Origin of the sequence: Hymenobacter sp. (assembly GCF_031398885.1) — a bacterium.
Lineage (GTDB): Bacteria > Bacteroidota > Bacteroidia > Cytophagales > Hymenobacteraceae > Hymenobacter.
Genome location: NZ_JANNOD010000056.1, coordinates 141050 through 168041, shown reverse-complemented (window position 1 = coordinate 168041; position 26992 = coordinate 141050). Strand labels below are relative to the sequence as shown.

The following is a 26992-nucleotide window of genomic DNA, read 5'->3' as shown; positions in this document are numbered from 1 at the left end:
TTCTTTGGCTGCGGAAGCACCCGGGAAATGGTTGTTGAAAGTCGGGCTCAATGCGGGCCGGGCCTTTCGCTACAGTGGCTATCAGGGAGTAGCGGTCCGGCTGCCAGTGTCGGTCGGCGCCGAGTATGCGCTCAGTTCCAGGTTCACGCTCTACGGGCAACTTGATTCTGACTTCCGGCTGGGCCGCCAGAACACCTATTACGGTGACCAGAATTTTGCCATCCCGGCCGGCGCGCTGGGCGTTGGGGTCCGCTACTACTACAACCAGGCGGGCCGCGCCCGGCACAACCGGGCCCACGGGCCCTTCGTGGGCAACTACTTGGCGGTGGAAGCGCACACGGAAGTCCGGCAGCGCTACCGCCTGCGCGATGAAATTGCGCCGGGCCTCAACTTGGTGTGGGGCCTGCAACGCCGGCTGGGCCGCAACTTCCTGTTCGATTTCAACGCGGGTGTGGGCGCGGGCCCCAACCGCAGCAACGTAAGCTTTGGCTCTTCGCCGGGGCCCGTCACCATCACCACCCAGTTCAACCTTGGCATCTGCTTCGGGCACTAGCAACTCCCTAACCGCAACGCGAAAAAGGCGGCCTCGCAAGAGGCCGCCTTTTGTTCTTGTCAGGACCGGCAATTAAGCCGCCACCGATACCACTTCGCGGGGAATCACGGTCACGAAAGACCGGTCTTTGCGGCCCTTGCGGAACTGCACTTCCCCGTCAATCAGCGCGAACAACGTGTGGTCTTTGCCCATGCCTACGTTATCGCCGGCGTGGTGCTTGGTGCCGCGCTGCCGCACGATGATGTTGCCAGCGACGAGGGCCTGGCCCCCGAAAATTTTCACGCCGAGACGTTTGGAATGCGATTCGCGGCCGTTGTTGGACGAGCCGACACCTTTCTTGTGAGCCATGTTATTTTAATTAAGAATTAAAAATTAAGAATTAAAAATGAGCAGACTGGCAGAAGCAAGTCAATTCATAATTGTTAATTCATAATTATTAATTGATTTATCCGATGCTGTTAATCATTACTTTGGTAAACGACTGGCGGTGGCCGTTCTTTTTCTGGTAGCCCTTGCGGCGCTTCTTTTTGAAGACGAGCACCTTGTCGCCCTTTACGTGGGCGAGGATGGTGCCGACCACGGCCACGCTCAATTCGGGCGCGCCGATGGTCAGCGTGCCGTTGTCATCGGTCAGCAGGGCGTTGCCCAGCGTCACGGTGTCACCGACGTTGCCGGCCAGTCTGTGAGCGTAAACGAATTTGTTGGCCTCAACCTTGGTCTGCTGGCCAGCTATGTTGACAATTGCGTACATCAGCTTTCGCGGGTTTTTCTGAAATGGGAAGGCAAAAGTACGAGGACGGTTTGGCATATCCAAGCCTAAGTCGTTAATCGTCATTGGCTGGCCCGCGCATACGGCCCCAAAAGGGCCCGCAGGCGAATGACGGCTGGATTACGGCCGGGTTAAGAAACGGCGCGAGCGGCCCGTGGTCGGGCAGTATTTGGGGACAAGTGGGGTTGTCCACAGCTAAATTGTGGATAAGTGAGCCGAAAACGCCTGATTTTGAGGATGATTTGGTTCAATCACGCGGTCAGCCGGGCCGCTTGGATGTGGAGGTGCGCTTGGAGAAAGCTGGGCCTTAATCAAAAAATAACAAATAAAAAAGCTAAAATGAGTGGCAATTGGCCCTGAAGTTTGGGCTATATTTGGTCCTGGAAGGTCTCCTCTGTTTCCGCAACGGCCGCTAAACATCTGTCCGAACTCGGCAGTTGACTAGCCACCTTCCTCCCTGAAATCCGCCACCAACGCCCGCAATTATCATGGAACCGCTCCTCGCCGAAAACCCCAACCGCTTCGTGCTATTTCCCATCCAGAACGATGAGGTGTGGCAGTACTACAAGAAGTCGCAGGCCTCCTTCTGGACGGCCGAGGAAATTGACCTCTCGCAGGACCAGAAGGACTGGAACGGCCTGAACGACAACGAGCGGCACTTCATCAAGCACGTGCTGGCCTTCTTTGCCGCCTCCGACGGCATCGTGAACGAGAACTTAGCCGTGAACTTCATGCAGGAGGTGCAGATGCCCGAGGCGCGCTGCTTCTACGGCTTTCAGATTATGATGGAAAACATTCACAGCGAAACCTATTCGCTGCTGATTGACACCTACATCAAAGACCCCAAGGAGAAGGACTATCTTTTCAATGCCCTCGAAACGGTGCCCGCTGTGCAGAAAAAAGGCGAGTGGGCCCTGAAGTGGATTAACTCCGAGAACTTTGCCGAGCGCCTCATCGCCTTCGCCGCCGTGGAGGGCATCTTCTTCTCCGGCTCGTTCTGCAGCATTTTCTGGCTAAAGAAGCGCGGCCTGATGCCCGGCCTCACGTTCTCGAACGAGCTTATTTCGCGCGACGAGGGCCTGCACTGCGATTTCGCCTGCCTGCTCTACGGCTACCTGCAGCACAAACTCGACCCCGAGCGGGTGCAGAGCATCATCGCCGACGCCGTGCGCATCGAGCAGGAGTTTGTGACCGATGCCCTGCCGGTGAGCCTCATCGGGATGAACGCCAAAAACATGGCGAACTACATCGAGTTTGTGGCCGACCGCCTGCTGGTGGCCCTGGGCTGCGGCAAAATCTACAACACCGCCAACCCGTTCGACTTCATGGAAATGATTTCGGTGCAGGGCAAGACCAACTTCTTCGAAAAGCGCGTGGCCGAGTACCAGAAAGCCGGCGTGATGAGCGAGCGCACCGAAAACGCCTTCTCGCTGGACGAAGATTTCTAAAGCCAGTTGCCCGGGCCGCGTAGGCCCGCCCGGCAGTTTTTTTAAAGCCCTGACTCCTGCCCGGAGCCAGGGCTTTTTGGTGGGTTACTATTGCCGGGCGACCGGTATTGACAGCCATGAACATCTCCCTTGAACCGCAAGACAGCTGGCCCCTGCCGGGCCAGGTCGACCCCCTTGTTTCGCCGTGCGCCTTTTGCCGCCGTCGCCTGCTGGTGAACGGCCAGCCGGTGTTCACGTCCTGCTCCTGCAAGGCCGATGGGCCACCGGCGACGGTGGCCAAGCTGGCGGCGTGGGCGGCGGTGCTGGCGGTGGGCGCGGTGTGGTGGTTCAGCCGCCGGAAATAAGGCGACGAAGGAAGGCAACCCCGAAGCCGGAAAAGGAGAGTTGGGGGCAATGCGGGCCGCGCTGGCCCGGGCTTGCATTCACGCGCTTTCCGGTAGTGGTTTATGAAGTATGTTTTACTCGTGCTGCTGGGCCTGGCAGCTGCGGCGCCCGCCGCCCGGGCCCAAGCGGCCGCTACGCCGGCGGCCACCGCGCCGGCCGTGCCCACAGCCATGCAACTGCGCTACGCCACGGCCAGCGGCCTGACCACCTTTTATTCCACGGCGCCCATCGAAGACATTGAGGCGCTGAATCCGCGGGTGGCGGCCATCTTCGAGCTGGTCAGCGGGGAGCTGGCGTTTTCGATGCTGATGCGGGACTTTCAGTTCAAGAACTCGCTGATGCAGGAGCACTTCAACGAGAACTACGCCGAAAGCGAGAAGTACCCGAGGGCGCGCTTCACGGGCCAACTGGTGACGATGCCCGACGAGGCCACCCTGCGCAGCGGCCCGCAGCCGGTGTACGTGCAAGGCCTGCTCACCATTCACGGCGTGAAGCGCAAGGTGCGGGTGCCCGGCACGCTGCAGTTGCGGGACAATGAACTGGTGGTGACCTCTAAATTCTCGGTGGCCCCGGCCGATTACAAGATTAAAATTCCGGCCCTGGTTCGGAATAACATCGCCAAATCCATTGAAGTCAGCGTGATACTGACCTGCCAGCCCAACGCGGCGGCAACGGTCAGCCGGTAGGCCCGGCTAACTGCTTTAGTTTCGATTTGTGCGTTGCGCCGCCCGGTTGCTTTGAAAAAAGCGGCCGGGCGGCTTGTTTTAGGTCCTGTGTGGAAAACTTCTGTAGTTTTTCCTTGCCCTCCCCAAACCCAGGCGGTAATTTCCGGGATTGAATGCAACGGGGGCGCCCACCGCTTGGCGCTCCGGCACTGCTTTTTCACCCCCGCTCTCCTCGCGGCCGCGCTCCCGAAGCCGGCCGCTTTCTTATAAATTCCAACCAAAACACGACTGGTATGCTAGTAATTAAACGCGACGGCCGCCGCGAATCCGTGAAGTTTGACAAGGTCACGGCGCGCATTGAGAAGCTCTGCTACGGGCTGCACATGGATTTCGTGTCGCCCATTGAAGTGGCCAAGAAGGTGATTGACGGCATCTACGACGGCGTGACGACCGTGGAGCTGGACAACCTGGCCGCCGAGACGGCCGCCTCGCTCACCACCAAGCACCCGGATTACGCCATCCTGGCGGCCCGCATTGCGGTGAGCAACCTGCACAAGGTGACCAGCAAGTCGTTCAGCAGCACGATGAAGCGGCTGTACACCTACGAGGACCCCAAGAACGGCGACAACGCCTCGCTGCTGGCCAAGGACGTGTGGGAAATCATTCACAACAACGCCGCCACGCTGGATTCGGCCATTATCTACGACCGGGACTACAACTACGACTTCTTCGGTTTCAAAACCCTGGAGCGGAGCTACTTGCTGCGGCTGGAGGGCAAGGTGGTGGAGCGGCCCCAGCACATGCTGATGCGCGTGTCGGTGGGCATCCACAAGGAAGACATCGACTCGGCCATCAAGACGTACAACCTGATGTCGGAGCGGTGGTTCACGCACGCCACGCCCACGCTCTTCAACGCCGGCACGCCCAAGCCGCAGATGTCGAGCTGCTTCCTGCTCACGATGAAGGACGACTCGATTGAGGGCATCTACGACACGCTGAAGAACTGCGCGCTGATTTCGCAATCGGCCGGCGGCATCGGGCTGGCGGTGAGCAACGTGCGCGCCACGGGCTCCTACATCAAGGGCACCAACGGCAACTCCAACGGGCTGGTGCCCATGCTCAAGGTGTTCAACGACACGGCCCGCTACGTGGACCAGGGCGGCGGCAAGCGCAAGGGCGCCTTCGCCATTTACCTGGAGCCCTGGCACGCCGACATCTTCGAATTCCTGGATTTGAAGAAGAACCACGGCAAGGAGGAAATGCGCGCCCGCGACTTGTTCTACGCCATGTGGACGCCGGACCTGTTCATGAAGCGCGTGGAAGCCAACGGCGACTGGACCCTGATGTGCCCCCACGAGTGCCCGGGCCTGGACACGAGCTGGGGCCCGGAGTTCGAGAAGCTCTACCACAAGTACGAGAAGGAGGGCCGCGGCCGCCGCACCATCAAGGCGCAGGAGCTGTGGTTTGCCATTCTGGAGAGCCAGACCGAGACGGGCACGCCCTACATGCTGTTCAAGGACGCGGCCAATGGCAAGAGCAACCAGCAAAACCTGGGCACCATCAAGTCGAGCAACCTGTGCTGCATCGCCGCCGACCAGCGCGTACCAACTGCTAAGGGGCTGCTGACCATTGGCGAGCTGTACGCCGACGGCACCGAAAACCTGGTGGTGGGCCGCGAGCGGATTGAGACGGCTTCGGAAATGTACCTGCCCCGGCCCAACGCCGAAATGGTTAACATCATCACCCGCGAAGGCTACACCCACAAAGTGACGCCCGACCACAAGGTGTGGGTCGAGAACGTGGGCTGGAAAGAAGCCCAGGAGCTGGTGGCCGGCGACAAGCTCTCGACGCAGCAAATTGAGGGCCTGTGGGGCCAGGGCGATTTTGAGGACGAGGCATTTTTGGCGGGCTTGGTAGCTGGTGATGGCACCTTCAGCAAGCAAAATATTCACCTCGACATCTGGAATAATGCCCTGGCGCAACGTGCCGAGATTGAAGCGGCCGTACACCGCGTGGTGGAAAAGTACGAAACCGAATTCGACTACGCCCACCTGACCGGCAACGAGCACGCCGCGACCTATGCGCCCGCGCAGCGGCCGACGTTCAAGCGGTGCAAAACGGCCGATAAGAGCACGAAATACCGGCTGTCTTCGAGCATTCTGTTCCGCATTTTCGAGCGCTTGGGCTTCACCCGCGCCAGTAAGCTAGCCGTGCCCGCCTTTGTATGGACGGGCAGCAAGCGCACCGTGTCACGCTATTTGGAAGGGCTGTATTTGGCCGATGGCACGGTGCAGGCCGGCGAAATTACCACCTGCTCGTTGGCTTCGACCCAGCAATCGTTGCTGGCCGACGTGCAAATCCTGTGGGCCAACTTTGGCGTGAAAGCCTCGCTCACCAAAATGCGCGACGAGGAAACCCATCTCATGCCCAACGGGCTGGGCGGGCAGGCGCTCTACACCAGCCAGCCATTATACCGCTTGTTGCTGACCTCGGTCAAAGCCTGTCAGATTGCCGAGCGCACCACGCGCCTGGGCGAGTACCGCGGCAACGCGGCCTACTTGCAAAACCTGCGCAAGGAAGGCTATAAGCAGAAGCTCCACGCCACGTTTGAGCGCCTGGAGGTGCTGCCCCGCGAAGATGCCTACTGCCTCATCGTGGACAGCGCCGAGCATTCCTGGACGGTGAACGGGCTGATTACGAAGAACACCGAGATTCTGGAGTACACCGACAAGGACGAAATTGCGGTGTGCAACCTGGCCTCGGTGGCGCTGCCCCGCTACTTGACCACCGACAAGGCCGGCAACGTGACCTTCGACCACGACAAGCTGTACGAGGTGACCTACCAGGCCACGCTGAACCTGAACAAGGTCATCGACGTGAACTACTACCCGGTGCCCGAAACCGAGCGCAGCAACTTCCGCCACCGCCCCATCGGGCTGGGCGTGCAGGGCCTGGCCGACACGTTCATCGCCCTGCGGATGCCCTTCGAGAGCGACGAGGCCGCCGGCCTGAACAAGGACATCTTCGAAACCATCTACTTTGCCGCCATGACGGCCTCGAAGGACCTCGCCGTCAAGGACGGGGCCTACGAAACCTTCCCGGGCTCGCCCCTGAGCCAGGGCAAGTTTCAGTTCGACCTGTGGGGCGTGACGCCCGAGAGCAACCGCTGGGACTGGGAAACGCTGCGCGCCGAGGTAGTGCAGCACGGCGTGCGCAACTCGCTGCTGGTGGCCCCCATGCCCACAGCCAGCACCGCCCAGATTCTGGGCAACAACGAGTCGTTTGAGCCCTACACGAGCAACATTTACGTGCGGCGCGTGCTCAGCGGCGAGTTCATGGTGGTGAACAAGCACCTGCTGAAGGACCTGGTGGCCCTGGGCCTGTGGAACGACGCGATGAAGCAGGAAATCATCGCCGCCAACGGCTCGGTGCAGGGTATTGCCCGCGTGCCGCAGCACATCAAGGACCTCTACAAGACGGTGTGGGAAATCTCGCAGCGCCGCATCATCGACCTGGCCGCCGACCGCGGGGCCTACATCTGCCAGAGCCAGAGCCTGAACCTGCACGTGCAAAACGTGAACTTCGGCAAGCTCACCAGCATGCACTTCCACTCCTGGAAGCGCGGCCTGAAAACGGGCATGTACTACCTGCGCACCAAAGCCGCCGCCGACGCCATCAAGTTCACGGTGGAAAAGCAAGCCGCCGAAACCCTGGAGCCGATGGCCCTGGTCGAGCAGAACCAAAGCGACATGAGCTGCTCGCTGGACAACCCGGACGCCTGCGAGGCCTGCGGGTCGTAGTCTGATTCGGAATATTCTTTAATTCAAAAAAGGAGGGCGTTAAGGCCTCCTTTTTTGCTTTTTTTACCTAATGGAATATCGAATTTACTGCGACGAATCAGTCAAGGATGGCAAGTTTTTTTCGAACTTCTACGGAGGAGTTTTAGTCCGCTCACGCGACCTGCGTCGCGTAGAGAAAACGATAGACGAAGTTTGTCGTGAGCATCATTTCAACAATGAAATCAAATGGCAGAAGGTCACCGCAAATTACCTGAATAAGTATATTGCCTTGATGGACACCTTTTTCGACCTGATGGATGCCGGGTTGTTAAAGGTGCGAATCATGTTTACTCAGAATGCGAATCGTCCGCTCAACTTGTCGGATGAACAGTTACAGAATGAGTATTTCATTCTTTATTATCACTTCTTCCAGCATGCTTTTGGCTTGTCTTATAGCAACGATTCTGGCCGTCCAGTATATGTAAGAGCATATTTTGACTATTTGCCTGACACCTTGCCCAAGCGGCAGGCATTCAAGGAATATATCAAGGGATTGCAAACGAAGCCTGAGTTTAGATTAGCACATATCAAATTCAGAAAAGATGATATCACTGAAGTTGACTCTAAAGCTCACCGGTTACTTCAGCTACTGGATGTAGTGCTTGGTAGTATGGCCTTTCGTCTTAACGACAAGCACCTTGAAAAACCAGATGGTGCCCGGTACCGTGGCAAGCGGACCATTGCAAAAGAGAAGTTGTACAAGCACATCAATGGGCGAATCCAAAGACTGCTCCCTGCTTTCAATTGTGGCTGTTCTACCGGCTTACGTGGCGGCGGCCTGGAGAACCGTTGGCTCCATGCTTATAGACATTGGCTTTTCGTGCCCAATGCTAAAGAGGTGGATACTACGAAGTATAAGAAATAGAAAAAGCTCCGTTCTCCCTACATAAACTTCCCAAGTGGAACTTGGGCGTTCGGGAGCTACAGAGCTTTTCTACAGCAAAGATGGGAAGGTTCTACTAAACTTTCGCTAAAAGCCTTATTAAAAACGCAGCTACCCATCTTTATGTTTCTAGTGTTCGGAAGTGGATTATGATACCTACTGCCTTCTAATAATGCTTAAAAAGCTTCTCCAGCCACCCCCGCCCCGGGCGCGGCTGGTTTGGTTTTGAGGATACCTTGCTGCTATGAATCAGTATTTGTCAGCCTTGATGGCCCAGGTGGTCACTGACCTTGTAAATGGCAACTACCAAAAGCTGGTGGATGAAAGCCAAGAGGAGCGACAAACACCGGAGTGGCTGGAAGAAGCTGTAAGGCAATATCCGGGAAAGCTGACGCAGCCACCTATGGAAGCATTTGCTACCGTTTGGGTTATTGACATCGACGACACTAATGAGTCAATGGCTCACTTTGACTTGTGGGCAGACAATGAGCCAAGCGACTTGACGGTAAAAGTGGTGGTCTACAAGCCGTATGAGAGTATGAAGTACACGGTCTGGGATTTGCTCGTTATGTAGTCTCACCAAGCCGCGGCCGCGGGAGCGGCTGGGGTGGTGGTGGGAGGCCGTGGGGCCAGCTAAGGCAGCGCGTTGCCGATTTCAATCAGCGGCTCACCTGCTGCTAACAGCTCCATTGCGGCGGGCAGGGTGGCGCGCAGCACTTCTTGCAACTTCTCGTTGGACGTGTTGCCGCAGGTGAGCCAGAGGACCTGGGGCGGCGGGCCGAACCGGTCGAGCAGGTGGCGGAAGTCGGCGTCTTTGGTGAGGACGACGACCCCAGCGGCTTTGGCGGCCTGGAAGATTTCTTCGTCCTCGGCATCGCGTAAGCCCAGGTCGCGCCGGGGCACGGCTTGAACGTCGGTGAAGGTCCACGTCAGCCACGCGGCGATGAGCGGCGAGAGGTGCGCGTCAATCCAGAGGGTCATGCGGCGAGGCGCGGGTAGTCAATCTGGCGGGCGGCGTATTGCAGGGCCGCTTGCAGGTCGGCGGCTTCGAGGTCGGGCATCTCGGCCAGAATCTGCTCGGCGGTGAGGCCGGCGGCAAAGAGCTGGAGCACGTCGGCCACGCGGATGCGCATGCCGCGGATGCAAGGCCGGCCGCCGCACTGGCGCGGGTTGGTGGTGATGCGCGAGAGCAAGGATTCCATAGGGTGAAGATACTGGGGTTTCACCCCGCCGCTTCGCCCCGGGGGCGGCTGGGGGGCTCCCGGGGATACCCCCGACCGGGGCGTTTTCGTATGTAGGGGCCTATGCCGCAGCAGTTACGAGAGCACCTGGAACAAATTGTGCCGCTCACCGACGAGGAATTTGCGTTGGTGCTGGCGCAGTTCACCCGCCGGCAGTTTCGCAAGCATGAGTTTCTGATTCGGGAAGGGGAGCGGGTGCGGGAGATGTACTTCGTGTTGAAAGGCCTGCTGAAGCTGGTGCATACCGACGCCGCGGGCCGGGCCCACGTGGTGTCGTTTGCTTCGGAAGACTGGTGGGAAGGCGACTTCGCGGCCTACCTGGCCCAGACGCCGGCCACCCTGGCGCTGCAATGCCTCGAAGACACGGCCGTGTGGGGCCTGCCGCTGGCGGGCTACGACTACCTCTGCCGCCACCTGCCCCAGATGGCGCGATTTTTCCTCGTCAAATTCACGCGGGGCGGAGTGGCCGCGCAGCAGCGCATCCTGTCGCTGCTGGCCCTGCCGGCCCGCGAGCGGTACGAGCTGCTGCTGCGCCAGTACCCCACGCTGCCGCAGCGGGTTTCGAAAACGCTGCTGGCCGCCTACCTGGGCGTGTCGCGCGAAACCCTGAGCCGGCTGGCGGAGCCGGGCCGCTTCCCGAAATAGTGCGTTAAGTCACAGCGAGCAGGCGGGGCCGTCCGGCACCTTTGCCTCCGCAACCTCACCCCGCGCCGCGGCCCCAGTGGACCGGGCGCACTTAACAACCTCCCTCATGGAAAAGCGAGCAATTAACCCGTGGCAGTGGCAGTCACAAAGCGCGTATCAGCAGGCGGTCGAAGTAACCCAAGCGTCGGCCACGCTCTATTGCGCCGGGCAGGCCGCCATCGATGCCGAGGGCAACCCCAGCACCGGCGACATGCGCGCCCAGCTCCAGCAGGTGCTCGGCAACGTGGAGCAGGTAGTGACGGCGGCCGGCTACCAGTGCCGCGACATCGTGCACCTGCGCATATACACCACCGACACCGCCGCGCTGTTTGGCGAAGGCGGGTGCTTCGATGAGTTCACCGATTGGGTAGCCCGGCACGGCATTCAGGCGGCGGCCACCATGGTAGAAGTAAACTTCCTGGCCTTTGAGGGGCTGAAAGTGGAAGTGGAAGCCACGGCCGTGCGCTAGTGGTGCCCAAGCGGCCAGCCGCGCCCCGCCGCGCCCGGTACCGGGCGCGGCTGGTTTGTTTTGGGCGCCAATGGCGGTGCCGGCCGGGCAGGAGCGGGTTTTACGACAAAGGCAATACCTTCGGGCCTCTCTCTAACGGGTCTGGTCATGAAACCAACAGCAGCAACAATGCTTCCGGGGCGGCCCCGCGCCCGGCGTACCTGGTGGGCCACGGTGGCCTTGCTGCTGCTGGCGCCGGCCGCCGCGGCCCAGCCCGCCCGCCGCATTGCGCCCAACCCGCTCAACGAGTACCTGGGCACCTACGAGTACCAGCGGCAGTACGGCGGCTCGCTGCAGCTGCTGCCCAAGGACAGCCTGCTGGTGGCCGTCATCGACGAGGCCGAGTATCCCGTGCGCCGGCTGCGGCGCGACCTGTTCCTCAACGGCCAGGGCGACACCATTCCGTTCCGGCGCGACGCGGCCGGGGCCGTGGCGGGGTTTGTGGAGCGGGGCACATTCTACAAGCGGCTGTCGGGCACCACGGCCAAGGCCCCGGCTTCGATGTACGCCCGGCGCCTGCCCGACGGGCGCCGCCCGCGCTACGCCTACCAGCCGCCCGCCACCGTCGCCGACGGCCTGCTCACCGCCAGCCTGGCGGCCGGGGGCCTGAGCCCCGCCCCGCTGCAAGCCATGGTGCAGGCTTTGATTGACGAGCGGGAGTACCCCAACGTGCACAGCGTGCTCATCTGGCACCGGGGCAAGCTGGTGCTGGAAGAGTATTTCTACGGCTACGACCGGCAGCAGCTCCACCAGCTGCGCTCGGCCTCGAAGAGCTTCGTGTCGGCGCTGGTGGGGGCGGCGGTGCAGCGGCAGGCCATCCAGAGCGAGCAGGACCGGCTGCTGCCCTATTTCAAGTACCCCGGCTACGCCAACGCCGACGCCCGCAAGCAGGACTGGACGGTGCGGGATTTCCTCACTATGCGCACCGGCCTCGACTGCAACGACAACGACGGCGGTAAGTCGGCCGGCAATGAGGAGAAGATGTACCCGCAGGCCGACTGGGTGAAGTTTGTGCTGGATTTACCCCTGACCAGCCCCCCCGGCGCGGCGGGCTCCTACTGCTCGGGCGCGGTGGCGGTGCTGGGCAAAACCGTGGAAAACGCTACCGGCCAGCCCCTGCCCCAGTTCGCCGAAACCAGCCTGTTCAAGCCCCTGGGCATCGTCAACTACCGCTGGAACTACCGCCTCGACAACACCAACCCCACCGTGGCCCAGCTCTACCTCACCCCGCGCGACTTCCTCAAGTTCGGGGTGCTCTACCTGCAACGCGGGCAGTGGGCCGGCCAGCAGGTGCTGCCCGCGGCCTGGGTCGAGAAGTCCTGGGGCAAGTACAGCCAATTGGGCAGCAAGTCCTACGGCTACTTCTGGTGGCACCAGCAGTTCCAGGTGAACGGCCAAACCGTGGAGGCCCGCATGGCCACCGGCAACGGCGGCCAGAAGCTCTACGTGCTGCCCGCCCTCGACGCGGTGGTGGTTTTCACCGGGGGCAACTACAACGCCGCCCGCGACACCCCGCCGAACGAGCTGATGCCCAAATACGTGCTGCCAGCGCTGCTGGCCGCGAAAAAATAGCGGTGCGGGCCGCGAAGGCCGGGCCCACCGCCCCACCGGTCGGGTTTGGCGGAGACGCCCACAAGCCGGGATTTTACGGGGCCTGCCGGACAGGTTGTTTCCGTGGTAGAGTAGCTTTTCCCCGGGCGCGGCGTGGCTGTTTGCGTGGCTTGGAGCGGGGCAGGCTCGCGGTGAGCTACTCCTTCATTACGCGCTGGGTTTGCTGGTAATTCTTGCCGCGCAGCTTTAGCACGTAAATGCCGGGGGCGAGGTGGGTGGTGTAGCGGTTGAGCTCGCCCTGGATGAGGGCCGGCGTGCCGTGCAGCGAAAGCAGCCGCGGGCCTTGCGGCAGCGCAAAATCCAGGGTGAGCAAGCCGGCGCTGGCGGGCACGTCGGCCAGGCTAAACGCCCGGGCCCCGGCCGCCGGGTTGGGGTACACGAACAAGCGGTTGGTTGACTTGGCCGACGCGGCGTTGCGGATGCCCGCGAAGTTCACGCCGATGAGCACGGGGTCGTGGTCGGAGCAGCGGAACGGGGCGTCGGTGTCGGTGGCGTCGCCGGCTTGGTCGAACTGCAGGAAAGCGGGCTCGCCCGAGTTGATGTGCCACTTTTGCACGTCGAGAAAACCCACCAGGTTGCTGGTCACCACGGCGTGGTCGAGCGAGCCGGTGAGGCCCTTGAACACGAAGGACGCGCTGGTGGGCGGGGTGGCCGGCACCAGCCCGGCCGCCCGCAGGATGTCGATGGGGTCCTCTTCGTAGTTGGCGTTGTAGTCGCCCGCGCTCACCACCCGGGCGGCGCCGGCCGGTATCACCGTCTGGTTGATGAAGGCCACCAGCGCCCGGGCCTGGGCCCGGCGGCGCTCGTTGGAAGCTCCCTGCCCGTCGTTCTGGTCTTCGTCCGGGCCGCTGCCACTGCTCTTGGACTTGAAATGGTTGACGACGAAGGCCAGCGTGTCGGGCCGCTCCTTGCGCCGGGTGACGAATATCTGGGCCACCGGGGGGCGCTCAAACACGCCCTCCACGGCGGCCACCATCGGCGGGCCCATCGGCCGCACAGCAGCGGGCTTGTACACGATGGCGCAGTGAATGAGGTCGGTGTTGTTGGGCTGGCGCACGGAGTTGCCGTCGTTCACGAAAACGTAGGTGTTGGCGCCCATGGCCTGGTTCAGCCCATTCACCAGGTCCTGAATGGCCGAAGTGGCGCCGGTGCCGTCGTTCTCAATCTCGGTCAGGCCCACCACGTCGGCGTTCATCTGGCGGAGGGCCGCAATTAGTTTGGTGCGCTGGCGGGCGAAGTCGGCCGGCGTTTTGGCGCCGCGGGCCGTGGGAAAGCCGCCGCCCTCCCCGTCGCCGTTGAAATAATTCAGCACGTTGAAGCTGGCCAGCTTCAGGTCGAGCGGGCCGAAAACGGGCGGGCCGGCGGGCCGCGTCGTTGCTATTACGGGGGCGTCGGCGCCGGCCAGCGGCTGCACGCGCCACCGGCCAAAGCCGTAGCCCAGAATGCCGCGCAGGTTGGCCACGGTGCTGCCCACGCGCACGGTGCCGAGCGCGGGGTCGAGGTAGGGCGTGGGCTGCGGGTTGGTGGCCGCGCTGCCGTCGTCCAGCACCAGGCTCTTGGCGTCGTTGGCGGCCTGGTAGTCCACGACGGCGGCGAGGTTGGCGGTGCCGGTGCTGCTGGTGCCGGTGGCGGTGGCGTCGTTGGGGTCGATAAACTGCGTGGCCTGGTACGTCAGGCCCACCGCCGAGAGCGTGAGCTCGCCGCGCTGCTTGAGGGTGTAGTTGTCCGTCACCGTCAGCGGGGCCGCAAACCGCACCCGCATGCCCTCGTAACGCTCGGCCGTCGCGGTCGAGAACGCGGCGTTTTGCAGGACCACAAACGCCGGCAGGGCCTGGCCCGCCGCCACTACCGTAATGGCCGGGTCGGTGAGCACGGCTTGGTTGAACGAAGGTGCGCCCGCGCCCTCCTGCACCGCCCCGGTAATGCGCACCCGGTCGCCGACGCTCACAATGGGGGCCACCTGCGCCACAAACAAGGCATCGGACGTGGCGGGGTCGCCGTCGGCGGTGGCCGCGTCGTTCTGCACGTAGAAGCCGGCGGGGCTCAGGCCGGGGTACACGCCCGTCACGACCCCCTCAACCGTGTATGTGCCCGCCGCCGCCGCCGCTCCGCTGCCTTGAACGGCGCCGATGGAGGTAGCACCCGACAAGCGGGCCAACAAGAACAGGCTGACAACTAGCGTAATTTTATATGGCATAAGAAAGTTGAAAGTAAATTTAAGGGGGAAGGTAAAGGTATTATCCGAATGTTAGCACAGGTTTCTCAACTCCTAAATACGAGGGGCTTGGGAATTCAAATTCCGGTCCTGCGGCGCGCGGCGCTGCACGATGCTCCCAGCCTTTTATGTACATGCCACGAAGCGACTTGCAAAAGCGGGTAGGGTGGGATTGCGCACCTACTTCGTGAAGAACATAAATTCCCCAACAGCTTCGCTAGCCGCAGCCGCAGCCCGAAGTCACTCTTCCAAGAAACCGGGCATTGCTCAGAAAAAGAAGAGCCCAGGCTGCGCTGCGGGCGTTGGCAAAGGGCGTAGGCGTGGCAGCGGTGCGGCCGTTTCGTGTAATCGGCCCATGATTCCGCTCATTGCCCGCACCTCCCGCCTGCTGCTGCTGGCCGCCCGCCGCGCCGCTCACGGCCGAGATGTACAGGTCGCATTATTTCCCCTTCCCCGCCTTGCCGGGCGCGGCTATGCTCGCCGACTGGCCAGTCGGCGGGCAGCCGTGGTCTTTTTCTGAAGCAGCTCACGGCCAGGGGGGCGCACCGACGCCGACCATCCGGCCGCGCGCGCTGCTTCGCAACGGCTTTCGCCCGACGGGCCCCGTATCCGATGGCTGCCTGCGCTGGGCGCGGGTGGTGGAACCGGCAGGCTGACGCCAGGCCTCGGTTGAAGGCGGCGCGGTCAGGAAATAATAATTTCGACGCGGCGGTTTTGCTGCCGGCCGGCGGGGTTGTCGCTGCCGTCGGGCTTGGCATTGGGGGCCACGGGGTTGGCTTCGCCGTAGCCCTTCACCTGGGTCTGGCCCACGCCGCCGGCCTCGTGGGCACGAAGCCAGTCGGCAATGGCTTGGGCCCGCTGCTGCGATAGGCGCAGGTTGTAGGCATCGTCGCCTTTGGCGTCGGTGTAGCCGTTGATGAGGACGCGGCTCTTGGCTGATTGCCGCACCACCTGGGCCAGCTTTTGCAGCGTGGGCTGGGCCTCGGGCTTGAGGTCGGCCTTGTCAAAATCAAACACCACGTCGGCGTTGAAGCTGATGACCAAGCCCGCCGCCGTTTGCTTACCGCCCAGGTCGCTGATGAGACCGTCGAGGTCGCTTACCGAGCCCGTGAGGCGTTGGCCCGGGTCGAGGGGCGCGCGGGCGGTGGCGGGCGGCGCGGGTGCGGCCGGCGGCTGGTTGGTGGAGGTAGCGGCCGGTGCTCCCGGCTGGCTGGTGCTGCCGGTCAGGCGCTGGCCAGGGTCGGAAGTTTGGGTGGTGGCCTGGGGGTCGGAGCAGGCCCCGGCCAGTAGGGCCAGCGCCAGCCAGCCGCCGGCTCCGCGCGGGCTGCTCATCGCTGCACGGCCACGCCGTTGAAGGAGCCTGCGTTGGGAATGGTCAGGGAAATGGTCTGGCTGGTGGGGGGCGGCGCCGGGAACTTCACAGTGACGATGGCCGGGCCGGTTTTGGAAGTAAGAACCCGCAGCTCTTTGTTATCTGACCTCATGGGCGATGCCATGTAGGCGCCCTCCTGGTCTTTCAATACCCCGTATTTCCGGGAAGTGGCATCGTCGATGTAGTTTACCTGGGACAACGGCTCATGGACTATGGGCTCACTGTCGGCGTTCGGACTCACGCTGTACTGCAACTCCACCGTCAGGATGTCGCCCCGCACCAAGGCCTTGGTGAGCGCCACCTGCGTGCCTCTGGGGCCGGGCTGGGTGTCCAGGGCCGCGGCGGGCGGGGGCGGGGCCACCTCGGCGCGGGCAACGCCGGTTTCGGGCGGGGCGCTGGCCACTGGTGCCGCGGGGGCCGGCGCGGTGGTGGCGGCAGGAGCGGTGGTAGTTTCTTCGGCGGGCTTCTGGCCGCAGCTGGTGAGGCCGAGCAGCACTACGCCTAGGGCAATGAGGGGCTTATTCATGAAGCTGAACATTGGTTAGGGTTTGTGATACGCATCAGAATAACAGAGAGTTGTTTGGAGGCTCCGCGCCCGCGCCTCAACAATGCGAGGAAAAATGCGAGGAAGGGCCTCGCCCGAAGCCGCGGCTCCGGTGGTTGGCCAGGTCTTAAAAACGGCCAATCAGATGCGATGGCCGTACAAGGGTGGCGCAACGCTTCTTTTTTTCACTTCAGCTGCTCAGCTATGAACCGCCTCCTGCTCCTTCTTTGGCTATTTCTGACCACCGGCCTGGGCCAGCCGGCCGCCGCCCAAACCGACGCCGCTGGCCTGCCGCCCCGGCCCGCGCCCTTCCGCTTCGTGAACGACCAGGCCCAGCTGCTGGCTCCGGCCGACGCCAAGAAGCTGGAAAGTGGCCTGCGCCGCTATGCCGACAACACCGGCACGCAACTCGTCGTCGTGACCGTGCCCTCGCTGGGGGGCCGCGAGGTGGCCGACTACGGCCGGGCCCTGGGCACCGCCTGGGGCGTGGGCCAGCGCGACAAAAACAACGGCCTCGTGGTGCTCATCAGCCAGCAAGAGCGCAAGGTGACCATCCAGCCCGGCAGCGGCCTGGCCGCCACCATCACGCCCGCCGTCACCCGCCGCGTCATCGGCCAGATGGCGCCCGGTTTCAAGCAGGGCAATTACTTCGTGGGGCTGCGGGCTGGCCTGAACACGCTGATGGCCACGGCCAATCCCGGCTCGGCGCAGGAAGAAGCCCCGGCCGGTAGCGCGGCCGGAGCCTCTGCCACCGCCTCAGCCGGTGCCAACGGCGTGGACGCTAGCAACGCCGCCGTCCCTGCCATCGGGGCCGAGCCCGTGGCACAAACCCCAGCACCGGCGCCGGAGCCGGCATCGTCCGGCCTTGGAATTGGCACGCTGCTCATTGGGGCCTTGCTGGTGGGGGGAGTGCTCTGGTTTCTGATTCGGATGTTCCGGGGCCGCAGCTCGGCGGCCAACCCGGCCCCGGGTGCGCCCAACGCCACGCCTAATTTCCTGCCCAACCGGCCCACTGGTCCCGCGGGCGGCCCCGGCTTCGGTCAAGGGCAAGGCAGCTACGGCGGCGCGCCCAACCAGGGCGGGATGATGGGTGGCATGGGCGGCGGCATGGGCATGGGCGGTATTCTGGCCACGGGGGCCGCCGTGGCAGCCGGCGCCTACCTCGGCAACCGCCTGGCCGATGGCAACGACCCGTCGTCGGGCAATAACCTGGCGGGCGACGGCAGCGCTAGTAATCTGGACGCGGGCACTGCGGCGGGCGCGGGTGCGGCCGGAGCCGCCGGCACTGGCGCGGCCGGCGACTACTTTTCCTCGCGCGACGGCGGGGCCGCGCCCGCCCCGGACTATTTCTCGGCCGATGAGTCGGCGGCGGATAACACCTCGGGCGACTATTTCTCGGCCGACGACAACTCGTCCTACGACGACACTTCTTCCGCTGACAGCGGCGGGGGCGGCTTCGACGGCGACAGCGGCGACAGCGGCTCGTTTTAAGGCAAGGCCACGCGCGATAAACGGGCCCCGGTACAGAGAGTGCCGGGGCCCGTTTGCTTGAAGCGGCCCTGGCGGCAACCCCGGCGGGCCGGGGCGAAGGAGGATGAAAAATCGGGCTACCTTTCGCCCCCGTTCACTCTTTCAGCTCCTTCCTCATGTTCCAAGGCTTGCGCACGGTGGTTTACCCGGTCGGGGATTTGGCGGAGGCCCGCGCGTGGTACCGCGTTGCACTGGCCCAGGCCCCTTATTTTGACGAGCCGTTCTACGTCGGCTTCAACGTGGGCGGCTACGAGCTGGGGCTGGTGCCGCAGCACACGGCGGCGGGCCAAGCCGGCCCCACGGCCTACTGGGGCGTGCCCGACGCCGCGGCCGCGTTCGCCCGGCTCCTCGAATTGGGGGCCCACCCCGGCGAGGCCGTGCACGACGTGGGCGGCGGGATTTTGCTCGGAGCCGTGCTCGACCCGTTCGGCAACCTGCTCGGTGTAATTCAAAATCCGCACTTCGCCCTACCGGCCTGAGCCAAAGGATATTAACTGTAGCTCATTTCCCTGGCCGGGCCATTTTCGTCCTTATGTCTTCCCTGGTCTCCCCTTTGCAAGCCGTTCCGGTATTGGAAACCAGCCGCCTGGTCCTGCGCGGCTTCCGCGCCGATGACTTCGCCGCGTGGTTTGCCCTGAGTCGGACGCCCGCCTACCACCGCTATTTCGGCTCCGAGCCCATGCCGGCCGAGGAAGTGTGGAAGCTGGTGCTGCGCAGCGCCGGCCACTGGGTGCTGCTGGGCTACGGGTTCTGGGCCGTGGAAGAAAAAGCCAGCGGCCGGTTTGTGGGGGCCGTCGGCTTTCTCAACCTCAAGCGCGACCTGGCGCCGGCCCTGGGCGAGGCACCCGAAATGGGCTGGGTAGTGGACCCCGCCGCCCACGGCCAAGGCTACGCCACCGAGGCCGTGGCCGCCGCCGTGGCCTGGGGCGAGGCGCATTTTGGCCCCGTGCGCACGGTGTGCATCATTCACCCCGAGAACCAGCCCTCGCTGCGGCTGGCCGCAAAGTTCGGGTACCGCGAATACGCCCGCACCACGTACAAGGGCGAGCCCATCGTGCTGCTGGAGCGGCCCGGAGCCGGGTAGAAAGCCCCGGCAGCTTGCACCCCAGCCGCTGCCCGCCCAGACAGGTCGGAGGGCCGGCCGCTTAATTTTCTTCCCCGTAAACCTGCCCGCTGATGACAAGCCCCCGGCCCTATATCCTCGCCGAAACCACCTGGCAAACCGTACGCGAAATGCGGTACGAAGTGGTGGTGCTGCCCTGGGGCGCCACCGAAGCCCACAACTACCACCTGCCCTACGCCACCGACAACGTGCAGGTGGAGTACGTGGCCGCCGAGGCCGCGCGCCGGGCCTGGGACCGGGGGGCGAAAGTGGTGGTGCTGCCCAACATTCCGTTCGGTGTGAACACCGGGCAGCTCGACATCACGCTCGACATAAACCTGAACCCGAGCACGCAGCTGGCCATTTTGCGCGACGTGGTGCGGGTGCTAGCCCGGCAAGGCCTGCCGAAGCTGGTGGTGCTGAACGGGCACGGCGGCAACGACTTCCGGCAAATTCTGCGGGAGCTGCAGGCCGAGTTTCCGGCCGTGTTCCTGAGCACGCTCACCTGGTTCCGGGCCGCCGACCGGAGCCAGTTCTTTACGGCCCCTGGCGACCACGCCGACGAGCTGGAAACCAGCGCCATGCTGCACATTGCCCCCGCGCTGGTGCGCCCGCTGGCCGAAGCCGGCGACGGCGCGGCCAAGCAGTTCCGCATCGCGGCCCTGCGCCAGGGCTGGGCCTGGACGCAGCGCGAGTGGAGCCAGGTGACGGCCGATACGGGCTCGGGCAACCCGGCCGGGGCCACCGCGGAAAAAGGCCAGGCCCTGCTGGAAGCCGTGACCACCAACATCGCGCAGTTTCTGGTAGAGCTGGCCGCCGCCGACCCGCGGGACCTGTACGAGTAGCAACCGCCGCCGCGCCCGCGCGCCATCTCTTTCCTCCCTCTTCCTTCTCTCTTTTACCACCCGCCATGCCGTCCCGCTTCGACAGCGTAATCTTTGACCTTGACGGTACCCTGTGGGACGCGTCGGCCGCCATCACCCGGGCGTTCCAGGTTGCCAAAAACAGCGTGGATTACGTCGACGACGACGTGACGCTGGCCCAGGTGCGGGCCGTGACCGGGCAGCCGTACGAGGCGGTGTACGAACAACTGTTTCCCGGCCTGCCGGCGGACAAGCTGAACGAGTACCGCGCCCTGTGCGCCCGCCAGGAGCTGGCCGCGGCCCGTGCGCACGGCGGCGCGCTGTACGCTGGGCTGGAGGACACCCTGCGCTACCTGGCCGGCCGGGGCTACCGCCTGTTCATCGTCAGCAACTGCCAGTTGGGGTACGTGGAGGCTTTCTTCGCCCACAGCCAACTCGGGCATTACTTCGAAGGCCACCAGTGCTTCGGCACCAAGAAGCTGCCCAAGGCCGAAAACATCCGCGAAGTGGTGGCCCAGTACGGCCTGCGGGCGCCCGTGTACGTGGGCGACACCGCCGGCGACCTCGCCGCCAGCCAGGCCGCGGAGGTGCCGTTCATCTTCGCTACCTACGGGTTTGGCCGCCTCACCACCACCGAAGCCCCCCAGCGCATAACCCAACTGAGCGACCTGCGGCAGATGCTGTAAAAGAATGAAGAATGAGGAATGAGGAATTGGTAAACGGGGCATAAGTTCCTCATTCTTCATTAATCGCAGCGTAAGTCACCCAGCGGGCGGTGACCAGCAGCTGGCCCAGGTGGCGCGTGGTGTGCTCGGCGGCGTGCACCAGCAAGCCGATGAGCGTGGACGGCACCTGCGCCCGGCCCACGCCGCGCGGTGCCGTCAGGGTTGTTTCATCGGTGGTTCGCAGCTGCGTCAGGGCGGCGTCAACGTGCGCACTGAAGCGCTGTACCAGCTCGGCTACGGCCGTGGGCGCGAGAGCCAGCGGCGGTTCCTCGGCGGCAAAGGCCGCTAGCTGTTCCGCGGTCAGGGCTTCGGCGCGGGCGTAGGTCAGCAGCCGGTCGAGCACGCCGGCCATGTGCTGGAGGTGAAAGCCGACCGAGGCCACGCCACCGGGCCGCTCGTTGAGCAGTGCGGGCGGAAAGTCGCGCAGGGCGGCGGTGAGCTCTTCGCGGACTTGCAGCAGCGCGTGGGCCACCGGCTGCAACAGCGGCGGCACGTCGGGCAGGGGGCCGCGCAGCCACACTTCGAGGGGTTGGGGGGTGGGCATTTTTTAAATGGTGAAGTGACAGGGTGATGAAGAAATGAGGAGATGAAACTGTAAAAAAGGAACGTCCTGCCGAGTTTGCCGAAGCATCTCGCTCGCATCGTTGTAGTACTACTGATTGGCGGCGCGAGCGAGACGCTTCGGCAAGCTCGGCAGGACGGTCAATTACACCACGTTCATTCCGCCGAGTATTCGCTTCCTTACTCCCGTCACCCCGTCACTCCATCACCCCCACAATAGGCCGTACTTTTGCAACTATGTCAGGTATCAACGATGCGCTGCGCGCCGCGGCCGACCAGTTCGGCACCCCTCTTTACGTATACAACTCGGCGACCATCACCGGGCAGTACGACAAACTTGAGCAGGCCTTCCGGGGCCACCCCACGCGTTTCTTTTACGCCTGCAAAGCGCTGAGCAACGTGAGCATTCTGCGCCACGTGCACGGCCTGGGCGCGGGGCTCGACTGCGTGAGCATCAACGAGGTGCGGCTGGGGCTGCACGCGGGCTTCGAGCCGGAAAACATTCTGTTCACGCCCAACAGCGTGACGTTTGAGGAACTGGTGGAAGCCAAGGAGCTGGGCGTGAACCTCAACATCGACAATATCTCGCTGCTGGAGCGCTTTGGGGCCACGTTTGGCGGGGCCTACCCGGTGTGCGTGCGCCTGAACCCGCACATCGAGGCCGGCGGCAACTACAAGATTCAAACCGGCCACATCGACTCCAAGTTTGGCATCAGCATCCACCAGCTGCGGCACCTGGAGCGCGTGGTGAAGGGCACCGGCCTGCACGTGCGCGGCCTGCACATGCACACGGGGTCCGAAATCAAGGACGTGGGCGTGTTCATGCGGGCCCTGGAAATCCTGTTCGACGCCGCCGGCCGCTTTCCCGAGCTGGATTTTCTGGACCTGGGCTCGGGCTTCAAGGTGCCCTACAAGCCCGGCGACGCCGAAACGGACGTGAATTCCCTCGGCCAGCAAGTGGCGGCGGCCTTCAAGAATTTCGAGCAAGAATACGGCCGGCCGCTGGAGTGCTGGTTCGAGCCGGGCAAGTACCTGGTGAGCGAAGCCGGCTACCTGCTGGTGAGCGTGGCGGTGGTGAAGCAAACCACGGCCACGGTGTTTGCGGGCGTCAATTCGGGCTTCAACCACCTCATCCGGCCCATGTTCTACGACAGCTACCACCACATCAGCAACCTGACCAACCCCAAGGGCACGGGGCGGCTCTACACCGTGGTGGGCAACATCTGCGAAACCGACACCTTCGCCTGGGACCGGCTGCTGCCCGAAATCCGCGAAAACGACCTGCTGGCCTTCCACAACGCCGGCGCCTACGGCTTCGAGATGAGCAGCAGCTTCAACTCGCGCACCCGCCCGGCCGAAGTGCTGCTCGAAGGCGGCGAGCTGCGCCTCATCCGCCGCCGCCAGACATTCGAGGACTTGCTGGCCGGGCAAGTAGCGGTGGAAGTGGCAGCGAAAAGTTAACAGAGGAGAGGTGAGAAGTGGGAGGGGAGAGGTCCGTCTGGATTACCGAACGGACCTCTCACTTCTCACTTCTCCCCTGTTAACTCTTTCTCAATTCCTCACGGACGTTAGCCACGCCACGGCGTCCGCGTCCCTTTCGAACGTGCGGTAGGTGTGGGGCAGGTCGCGGGTGGCCATAACCAACTGGTTCATAACCAGGCGCGCAAAAACGTTGTGGGCCACCACCACGGCCCCGAGGCGGTAGCCATGCTCGTGCACGGCGCGGGGCAGCCACTGGGTGGTCATCCACTCCTGCTCGCCGGGCGAGAAGGGCGCCATGGCCTGCTGGTCGACGAGAATGCGGTGCCAGCCCCGGCGGGCCAGGGCCTGCGCCAAATGGTTGAGCAAGGCCCGGAAGTGCGTTTCCTCGCGTGGGCCGGGCCGGTACTCCAGCCGGAGGTAGGCATCGGGCTCTTCCCAAATGCGGCCAACGCTGTTCTCAAAATAGATGGTACGGGCAGTGGGCATAAGCAGCGGCAAAGGGCAAAAGCGCGGGGCGCGAAAGTTGAGCCGTGAACCGTGCTGCCCGTTAAAAGTTGCCGCCGACCGCCACTTGTGCCCGGCTCAGGCGCCAAACGCCCCGCCCTGGTAGTTGCGGCGAGCCTGCTACATTTTAGCTCGCGTGTTCATCACAAACGGGCCGCAGCTTGCCATGGGCTCATCGAACGGCGGGGCCGTCGTGGTTGGACTCGCCCACTTGCCGGGCCGGGGCGTCGGCGCCGTTCACGCGCAAAGGGCAGCGCACGGTGCAAAAGAAAATACCGCGCGCCGATGCTGCCATCGTTTCAACCCCGGACGAAATACCGGTACTTTTGCGCTGCTATTTTCCCGCCCCTTTGCCCGGCTTCATGAAACTCTTACTCAAGGCCTTATTGCTGGGCTTCACCGGCGCGCTGCCGCAACTGCCGGCGCTGGCGCAGCAAGTCACTTCCATTGGCGCCATCCAGGGCAGCGGGGCGCTGGCCACTGCGGGCACGTACACGGTTGAGGGCATCGTGACGGGCGTATACCCCGGCCTGAGCCCGGCCGGTTTCTACGTGCAGAACGACGCGGCCACCGCCGACGGCGACCCCGCCACGTCCGATGCCCTGTTCGTGGTGCAAGCCGCGCCCTCCGTGGCGGTGGGCAACCGCGTGCGCATCGCCGGGGCGGTGCAGGAAACGGCCGGCACCCCGTCCTTCAACCAGGCCGTGCTCACGGGGCCGGCCATCACGGTGGTGGCGGCGGGCCAGGCCTTGCCCGCATTCGGCGTGCTCAACAACGCCACGTTCACCGCGGCTACCGCCGAGCCATTTGAGGGGATGCGGGTGCAGTTTTCGGGGCCCGTAACCGTGACCGACGTGGCCACGCTGCGGTCGCGCGGCGAGCTGGACATCTCGACCCAGGGCCCGGCCTACCAGCCCACGCAGCTTGTGGACCCCAACGACGACCCGGCCGCCGGCACCAGCAGCACCGGCACCGGCAACGTGGCCGCCGTGAATGTCTACCGGGCCGCCACCAACGGCCGGACCCTGGTGCTCGACGACGGCCGGGCCGCCGTCAATCCCGTGCCCACCCCCTACCTCGACCCCGCGCTCGGCACGGTGCGCGTGGGCAGCAGCGTGGCCAGCCTGCGCGGCATCCTGGGCTACGGCGGCGGGCAATGGCGCGTGCAGCCGCTGGCCGGCGCCGACGCGCCGGTGCTGACCGTGGCGCGGCCGCCGGTGCCCACGTTCGGCCCGGTTGACGTAAAAATTGCCAGCTTTAACGTGCTCAACTACTTCAACGGCGACGGCGCGGGCAGCGGCTTCCCCACGGCCCGCGGCGCCGATACCCCCGCCGACTTTGCCCGGCAACGCAGCAAAATCATCGCCGCGCTGGTCCAGATGAACGCCGACGTGGTGGGCCTGATTGAGATTGAGAACGACGGCACCGGCGCCGCCTCGGCCATTCAGGACCTGGTGAGGGGCCTCAACCAAGCCCTCGGCGCGGGCACCTACGCCGTCGTGGACGACGGCGCCACCCGCCAGCCCAACAACACCGACCTCATCCGTTGCGCCATTCTCTACAAGCCGGCCGTGGTGGCGCCCTCCGGCGGCGTGCTGCTGGCCACCGTGGCCGGCGTGTTTGAGCGCCCGCCCGTGGCCCAGCTTTTCACCACCATCCGCCCGGCCGCCCCCGCCGATACCTTCGCCCTCGTCGTCAACCATTTCAAAAGTAAGGCCACGGGCAGCGGGGCCAACGCCGACCAGGGCGACGGCCAGGGCGCTTCCAACCCGCGGCGCAAGGACCAGGCCACGGCGCTGGTGCAGTTCATCAACACCGTGGTGCGGCCCGCTGGCACGCGCCACGTGGTGAGCGTGGGCGACTACAATGCCTACTACGAGGAAGACCCCCTGGACCTGCTGCGGGCCGCCGGGCTGGTGGTGGCCGGTGCCCCCGGCAGCACCTCCTACGTGTTCAACGGCCTGAGCGGCTCCCTCGACCACGCCGTGCTGACCCCCAGCCTGGTGGGCCGCGCCGCCGTGGAAAAGTGGTCCATCAACGCCAACGAGCCCGCGTTCCTAGAGTATTCCGTGGCCGGCGCCGCCACCGACATCACCAGCCCCTTCCGTTCATCAGACCACGACCCGGTGCTCATCGGACTAAACTTTTCGGGCGTGGTGACGGCCGCCGCCCGGCCCGCGAGCGGGGTGCAGCTGCAGGTGTTCCCCAACCCGGCGCCGGGCGCCTTCGGCCTCCGCATTACGGGCCTGCCCAACGCGCGGCCGCTGACCCTGGAAATCACCTCGACCCTGGGCCAGCGGGTGCTGGCGCTGCGCGGCCCGGCCGAGGCGTTGCAGGCCGAAATAGGCCGCCGCGCCGCCCGCCTGGCTCCCGGCACCTACGTGCTGCGGCTCAGCGGCACCGGCTTCAGCCAGGTGCAGCGCGTGGTGAAGCTGTAGCCTCCAGCGGTGAAGATAAAGAGGGCATCGTGCCGAGCGCGGCGAAGCAGCTCGCGGGCGCCAACTCTTACGCTGACCACTGCTCAACGAACCGTCACGACGTGAGAAGATGCTTCCTGCGTCAGCATCACAGGCGATTGGGTTCCTGGCCCGCGCGCGAATTGCTGCGCTTAGCTTGACGCTCCACTTAAATACCACGCCCCGCATGAAACCCCGCCGCAAGCCCGCCGCCGCCCGCAAGCCTGACCATTTCCCGGCCGAGAACGTGGCCGAGGGCTGGGACGCCCGGCACCTCGCGGGTCACCACGAATTTGAGGAGTTTCGCTTCGTGAACTGCGACTTCGGCGGCGCCAACCTGAGCAACCGGCGCTTTGCCGACTGCCTGTTTGAGCGGTGCAACTTGTCGTCGGCCCAGCTGGCGGGCACGGCTTTGCAGAACGTGGCGTTTGCCGAGTGCAAGCTGCTGGGGCTGCAGTTCACGGCCTGCCGCGACCTGCTGTTCGGGGTGCACTTCGACCAGTGCCAGCTGCGCTACGCCTCGTTTGCGGGCCGCAATATGCCGGGCACGCGCTTCGTGGGCTGCGGGCTGGACGACGCCGATTTTATGGGCGCCGACCTCACGGCGGCCGTGTTTGAGAACTGCTCGCTGGCGGGCGCCGTGTTTCAGCAAACCCGGCTGGTGGCGGCTGACTTCACCACCGCCACCGGCTTCGTCATCGACCCCGAAACCAACCCGCTGCAACGGGCCCGTTTCACGCTGGCGGGCCTGCCGGGCGTGGTGGCCAAGTACGGGCTGCTGGTGGAATAGCCGCGGCGGCCCAGCACCCCCGGCGGCCCCGACGGCCGGGTGGCCGGGTGGCGCAAAAATTCATTTTTGCGAAATGTGGGGTTCCCGGCCCGGCTAGTAGATTGCGGGGGAATTCCCATCGACGCCCGGAAGGGGCCGCCCGGTGACTGGCCGCCCGTCCGCTTTCGGCAACTCGTCAGCACGCCGCGCCGGCGCGCCCGGGGGCCGCGGGCCCGCCCGCTGCCGGCAGTGCCGGGGCCCGGGCCCCCGGGCGCTGGCCCCGG

General features: G+C 64.2%; 27 protein-coding genes. 18 read left to right on the top strand and 9 right to left on the bottom strand.

The genetic code is table 11. The annotated features are described in order from the left end of the window. Positions 1–106 precede the first annotated feature (106 nt). Positions 107–553 carry a hypothetical protein gene (locus RMO51_RS11440; protein ID WP_310394742.1) on the top strand — a complete coding sequence of 149 codons (447 nt, stop codon included), beginning with the start codon at positions 107–109 and terminating at the stop codon, positions 551–553. A 72-nt stretch (positions 554–625) separates the two neighbouring features. Here RMO51_RS11440 and rpmA read toward each other — a convergent pair whose 3' ends face one another. Together rpmA and rplU are read right to left on the bottom strand one after the other, a co-directional pair. After that, the gene (gene rpmA / locus RMO51_RS11435; protein WP_310394741.1) at positions 626–901 is read right to left on the bottom strand and encodes a 50S ribosomal protein L27; all 276 of its coding nucleotides are present in this window, start codon (positions 899–901) and stop codon (positions 626–628) included. A 97-nt stretch (positions 902–998) separates the two neighbouring features. Beyond that, the gene (rplU, locus tag RMO51_RS11430) at positions 999–1304 is read right to left on the bottom strand and encodes a 50S ribosomal protein L21 (RefSeq protein ID WP_310394738.1); all 306 of its coding nucleotides are present in this window, start codon (positions 1302–1304) and stop codon (positions 999–1001) included. Positions 1305–1810: 506 nt separating this feature from the next. On the opposite strand from rplU, the gene RMO51_RS11425 reads away from it, so the two are divergent. The 6 genes from RMO51_RS11425 to RMO51_RS11400 all read left to right on the top strand — a co-directional run bounded on the left by RMO51_RS11425 (position 1811) and on the right by RMO51_RS11400 (position 9115). Next, entirely contained in the window at positions 1811–2770 is a 960-nt protein-coding gene (locus RMO51_RS11425) for a ribonucleoside-diphosphate reductase small subunit (protein ID WP_310394736.1), read from the top strand. A 116-nt stretch (positions 2771–2886) separates the two neighbouring features. Then, a complete protein-coding gene (locus tag RMO51_RS11420) occupies positions 2887–3114 on the top strand; it encodes an MYXO-CTERM sorting domain-containing protein (RefSeq protein WP_310394734.1) in 228 nt (75 codons plus the stop codon). A 102-nt stretch (positions 3115–3216) separates the two neighbouring features. After that, the gene (locus RMO51_RS11415) at positions 3217–3840 is read left to right on the top strand and encodes a YceI family protein (protein ID WP_310394732.1); all 624 of its coding nucleotides are present in this window, start codon (positions 3217–3219) and stop codon (positions 3838–3840) included. A 272-nt stretch (positions 3841–4112) separates the two neighbouring features. Beyond that, positions 4113–7619, top strand: coding sequence for a ribonucleoside-diphosphate reductase subunit alpha (locus tag RMO51_RS11410; RefSeq protein WP_310394731.1), 3507 nt, complete (start codon positions 4113–4115; stop codon positions 7617–7619). Positions 7620–7689: 70 nt separating this feature from the next. Then, positions 7690–8523, top strand: a complete 834-nt coding sequence (locus RMO51_RS11405) for a DUF3800 domain-containing protein (protein ID WP_310394729.1) — start codon at positions 7690–7692, stop codon at positions 8521–8523. A 262-nt stretch (positions 8524–8785) separates the two neighbouring features. Continuing rightward, complete coding sequence (locus RMO51_RS11400) at positions 8786–9115, top strand: hypothetical protein (RefSeq protein WP_310394727.1); 330 nt, start codon at positions 8786–8788, stop codon at positions 9113–9115. Between the two features lie 59 nt (positions 9116–9174). Here RMO51_RS11400 and RMO51_RS11395 read toward each other — a convergent pair whose 3' ends face one another. Next, positions 9175–9522 (bottom strand): DUF5615 family PIN-like protein, encoded by a 348-nt coding sequence (locus RMO51_RS11395; RefSeq protein ID WP_310394726.1) that lies wholly within the window; start codon positions 9520–9522, stop codon positions 9175–9177. Continuing rightward, entirely contained in the window at positions 9519–9743 is a 225-nt protein-coding gene (locus RMO51_RS11390; protein ID WP_310394724.1) for a DUF433 domain-containing protein, read from the bottom strand. Before RMO51_RS11390 ends, RMO51_RS11395 begins: the two co-directional genes overlap by 4 nt. Before the next feature lie 102 nt (positions 9744–9845). Between RMO51_RS11390 and RMO51_RS11385 the strand changes: the two genes are divergently transcribed. The 3 genes from RMO51_RS11385 to RMO51_RS11375 all read left to right on the top strand — a co-directional run bounded on the left by RMO51_RS11385 (position 9846) and on the right by RMO51_RS11375 (position 12546). Next, complete coding sequence (locus tag RMO51_RS11385; RefSeq protein WP_310394722.1) at positions 9846–10427, top strand: Crp/Fnr family transcriptional regulator; 582 nt, start codon at positions 9846–9848, stop codon at positions 10425–10427. A 106-nt stretch (positions 10428–10533) separates the two neighbouring features. Continuing rightward, positions 10534–10935 carry a RidA family protein gene (locus RMO51_RS11380; protein ID WP_310394720.1) on the top strand — a complete coding sequence of 134 codons (402 nt, stop codon included), beginning with the start codon at positions 10534–10536 and terminating at the stop codon, positions 10933–10935. A 147-nt stretch (positions 10936–11082) separates the two neighbouring features. Continuing rightward, on the top strand, positions 11083–12546 hold the full coding sequence (locus tag RMO51_RS11375; protein WP_310394718.1) for a serine hydrolase: 1464 nt from the start codon (positions 11083–11085) through the stop codon (positions 12544–12546). Positions 12547–12721: 175 nt separating this feature from the next. Here the strand turns inward: RMO51_RS11375 and RMO51_RS11370 are convergent, their stop codons facing one another. From RMO51_RS11370 to RMO51_RS11360, 3 genes are all read right to left on the bottom strand, one after another. Next, positions 12722–14782, bottom strand: a complete 2061-nt coding sequence (locus RMO51_RS11370) for an ExeM/NucH family extracellular endonuclease (protein WP_310394717.1) — start codon at positions 14780–14782, stop codon at positions 12722–12724. Positions 14783–15484: 702 nt separating this feature from the next. Further along, positions 15485–16132 (bottom strand): OmpA family protein, encoded by a 648-nt coding sequence (locus tag RMO51_RS11365; protein WP_310394715.1) that lies wholly within the window; start codon positions 16130–16132, stop codon positions 15485–15487. Further along, entirely contained in the window at positions 16129–16698 is a 570-nt protein-coding gene (locus tag RMO51_RS11360; RefSeq protein WP_310394712.1) for a hypothetical protein, read from the bottom strand. The genes RMO51_RS11365 and RMO51_RS11360 overlap by 4 nt, the downstream gene beginning before the upstream one ends. Positions 16699–16920: 222 nt before the next feature. Here RMO51_RS11360 and RMO51_RS11355 point away from each other — a divergent pair, with 222 nt between their 5' ends. The 5 genes from RMO51_RS11355 to RMO51_RS11335 all read left to right on the top strand — a co-directional run bounded on the left by RMO51_RS11355 (position 16921) and on the right by RMO51_RS11335 (position 20897). Further along, positions 16921–18207, top strand: coding sequence for a TPM domain-containing protein (locus RMO51_RS11355; RefSeq protein ID WP_310394710.1), 1287 nt, complete (start codon positions 16921–16923; stop codon positions 18205–18207). 155 nt (positions 18208–18362) lie between these two features. Next, positions 18363–18725, top strand: a complete 363-nt coding sequence (locus tag RMO51_RS11350; protein ID WP_310394708.1) for a VOC family protein — start codon at positions 18363–18365, stop codon at positions 18723–18725. Positions 18726–18778: 53 nt separating this feature from the next. Further along, positions 18779–19330, top strand: a complete 552-nt coding sequence (locus RMO51_RS11345) for a GNAT family N-acetyltransferase (RefSeq protein ID WP_310394707.1) — start codon at positions 18779–18781, stop codon at positions 19328–19330. Between the two features lie 92 nt (positions 19331–19422). Next, the gene (locus tag RMO51_RS11340) at positions 19423–20193 is read left to right on the top strand and encodes a creatininase family protein (protein ID WP_310394704.1); all 771 of its coding nucleotides are present in this window, start codon (positions 19423–19425) and stop codon (positions 20191–20193) included. Positions 20194–20258: 65 nt separating this feature from the next. Next, complete coding sequence (locus tag RMO51_RS11335; RefSeq protein WP_310394702.1) at positions 20259–20897, top strand: HAD family hydrolase; 639 nt, start codon at positions 20259–20261, stop codon at positions 20895–20897. A gap of 49 nt (positions 20898–20946) precedes the next feature. Here the strand turns inward: RMO51_RS11335 and RMO51_RS11330 are convergent, their stop codons facing one another. Beyond that, positions 20947–21480, bottom strand: a complete 534-nt coding sequence (locus RMO51_RS11330) for a DinB family protein (protein ID WP_310394700.1) — start codon at positions 21478–21480, stop codon at positions 20947–20949. A gap of 254 nt (positions 21481–21734) precedes the next feature. Here RMO51_RS11330 and lysA point away from each other — a divergent pair, with 254 nt between their 5' ends. After that, positions 21735–22958, top strand: a complete 1224-nt coding sequence (gene lysA, locus RMO51_RS11325; RefSeq protein WP_310394698.1) for a diaminopimelate decarboxylase — start codon at positions 21735–21737, stop codon at positions 22956–22958. Between the two features lie 90 nt (positions 22959–23048). Here the strand turns inward: lysA and RMO51_RS11320 are convergent, their stop codons facing one another. Then, the gene (locus RMO51_RS11320; protein ID WP_310394696.1) at positions 23049–23465 is read right to left on the bottom strand and encodes an STAS/SEC14 domain-containing protein; all 417 of its coding nucleotides are present in this window, start codon (positions 23463–23465) and stop codon (positions 23049–23051) included. A gap of 380 nt (positions 23466–23845) precedes the next feature. Here RMO51_RS11320 and RMO51_RS11315 point away from each other — a divergent pair, with 380 nt between their 5' ends. After that, complete coding sequence (locus RMO51_RS11315) at positions 23846–25921, top strand: ExeM/NucH family extracellular endonuclease (protein ID WP_310394694.1); 2076 nt, start codon at positions 23846–23848, stop codon at positions 25919–25921. Between the two features lie 205 nt (positions 25922–26126). Continuing rightward, positions 26127–26729 (top strand): pentapeptide repeat-containing protein, encoded by a 603-nt coding sequence (locus RMO51_RS11310; protein ID WP_310394692.1) that lies wholly within the window; start codon positions 26127–26129, stop codon positions 26727–26729. Positions 26730–26992: the final 263 nt, after the last annotated feature.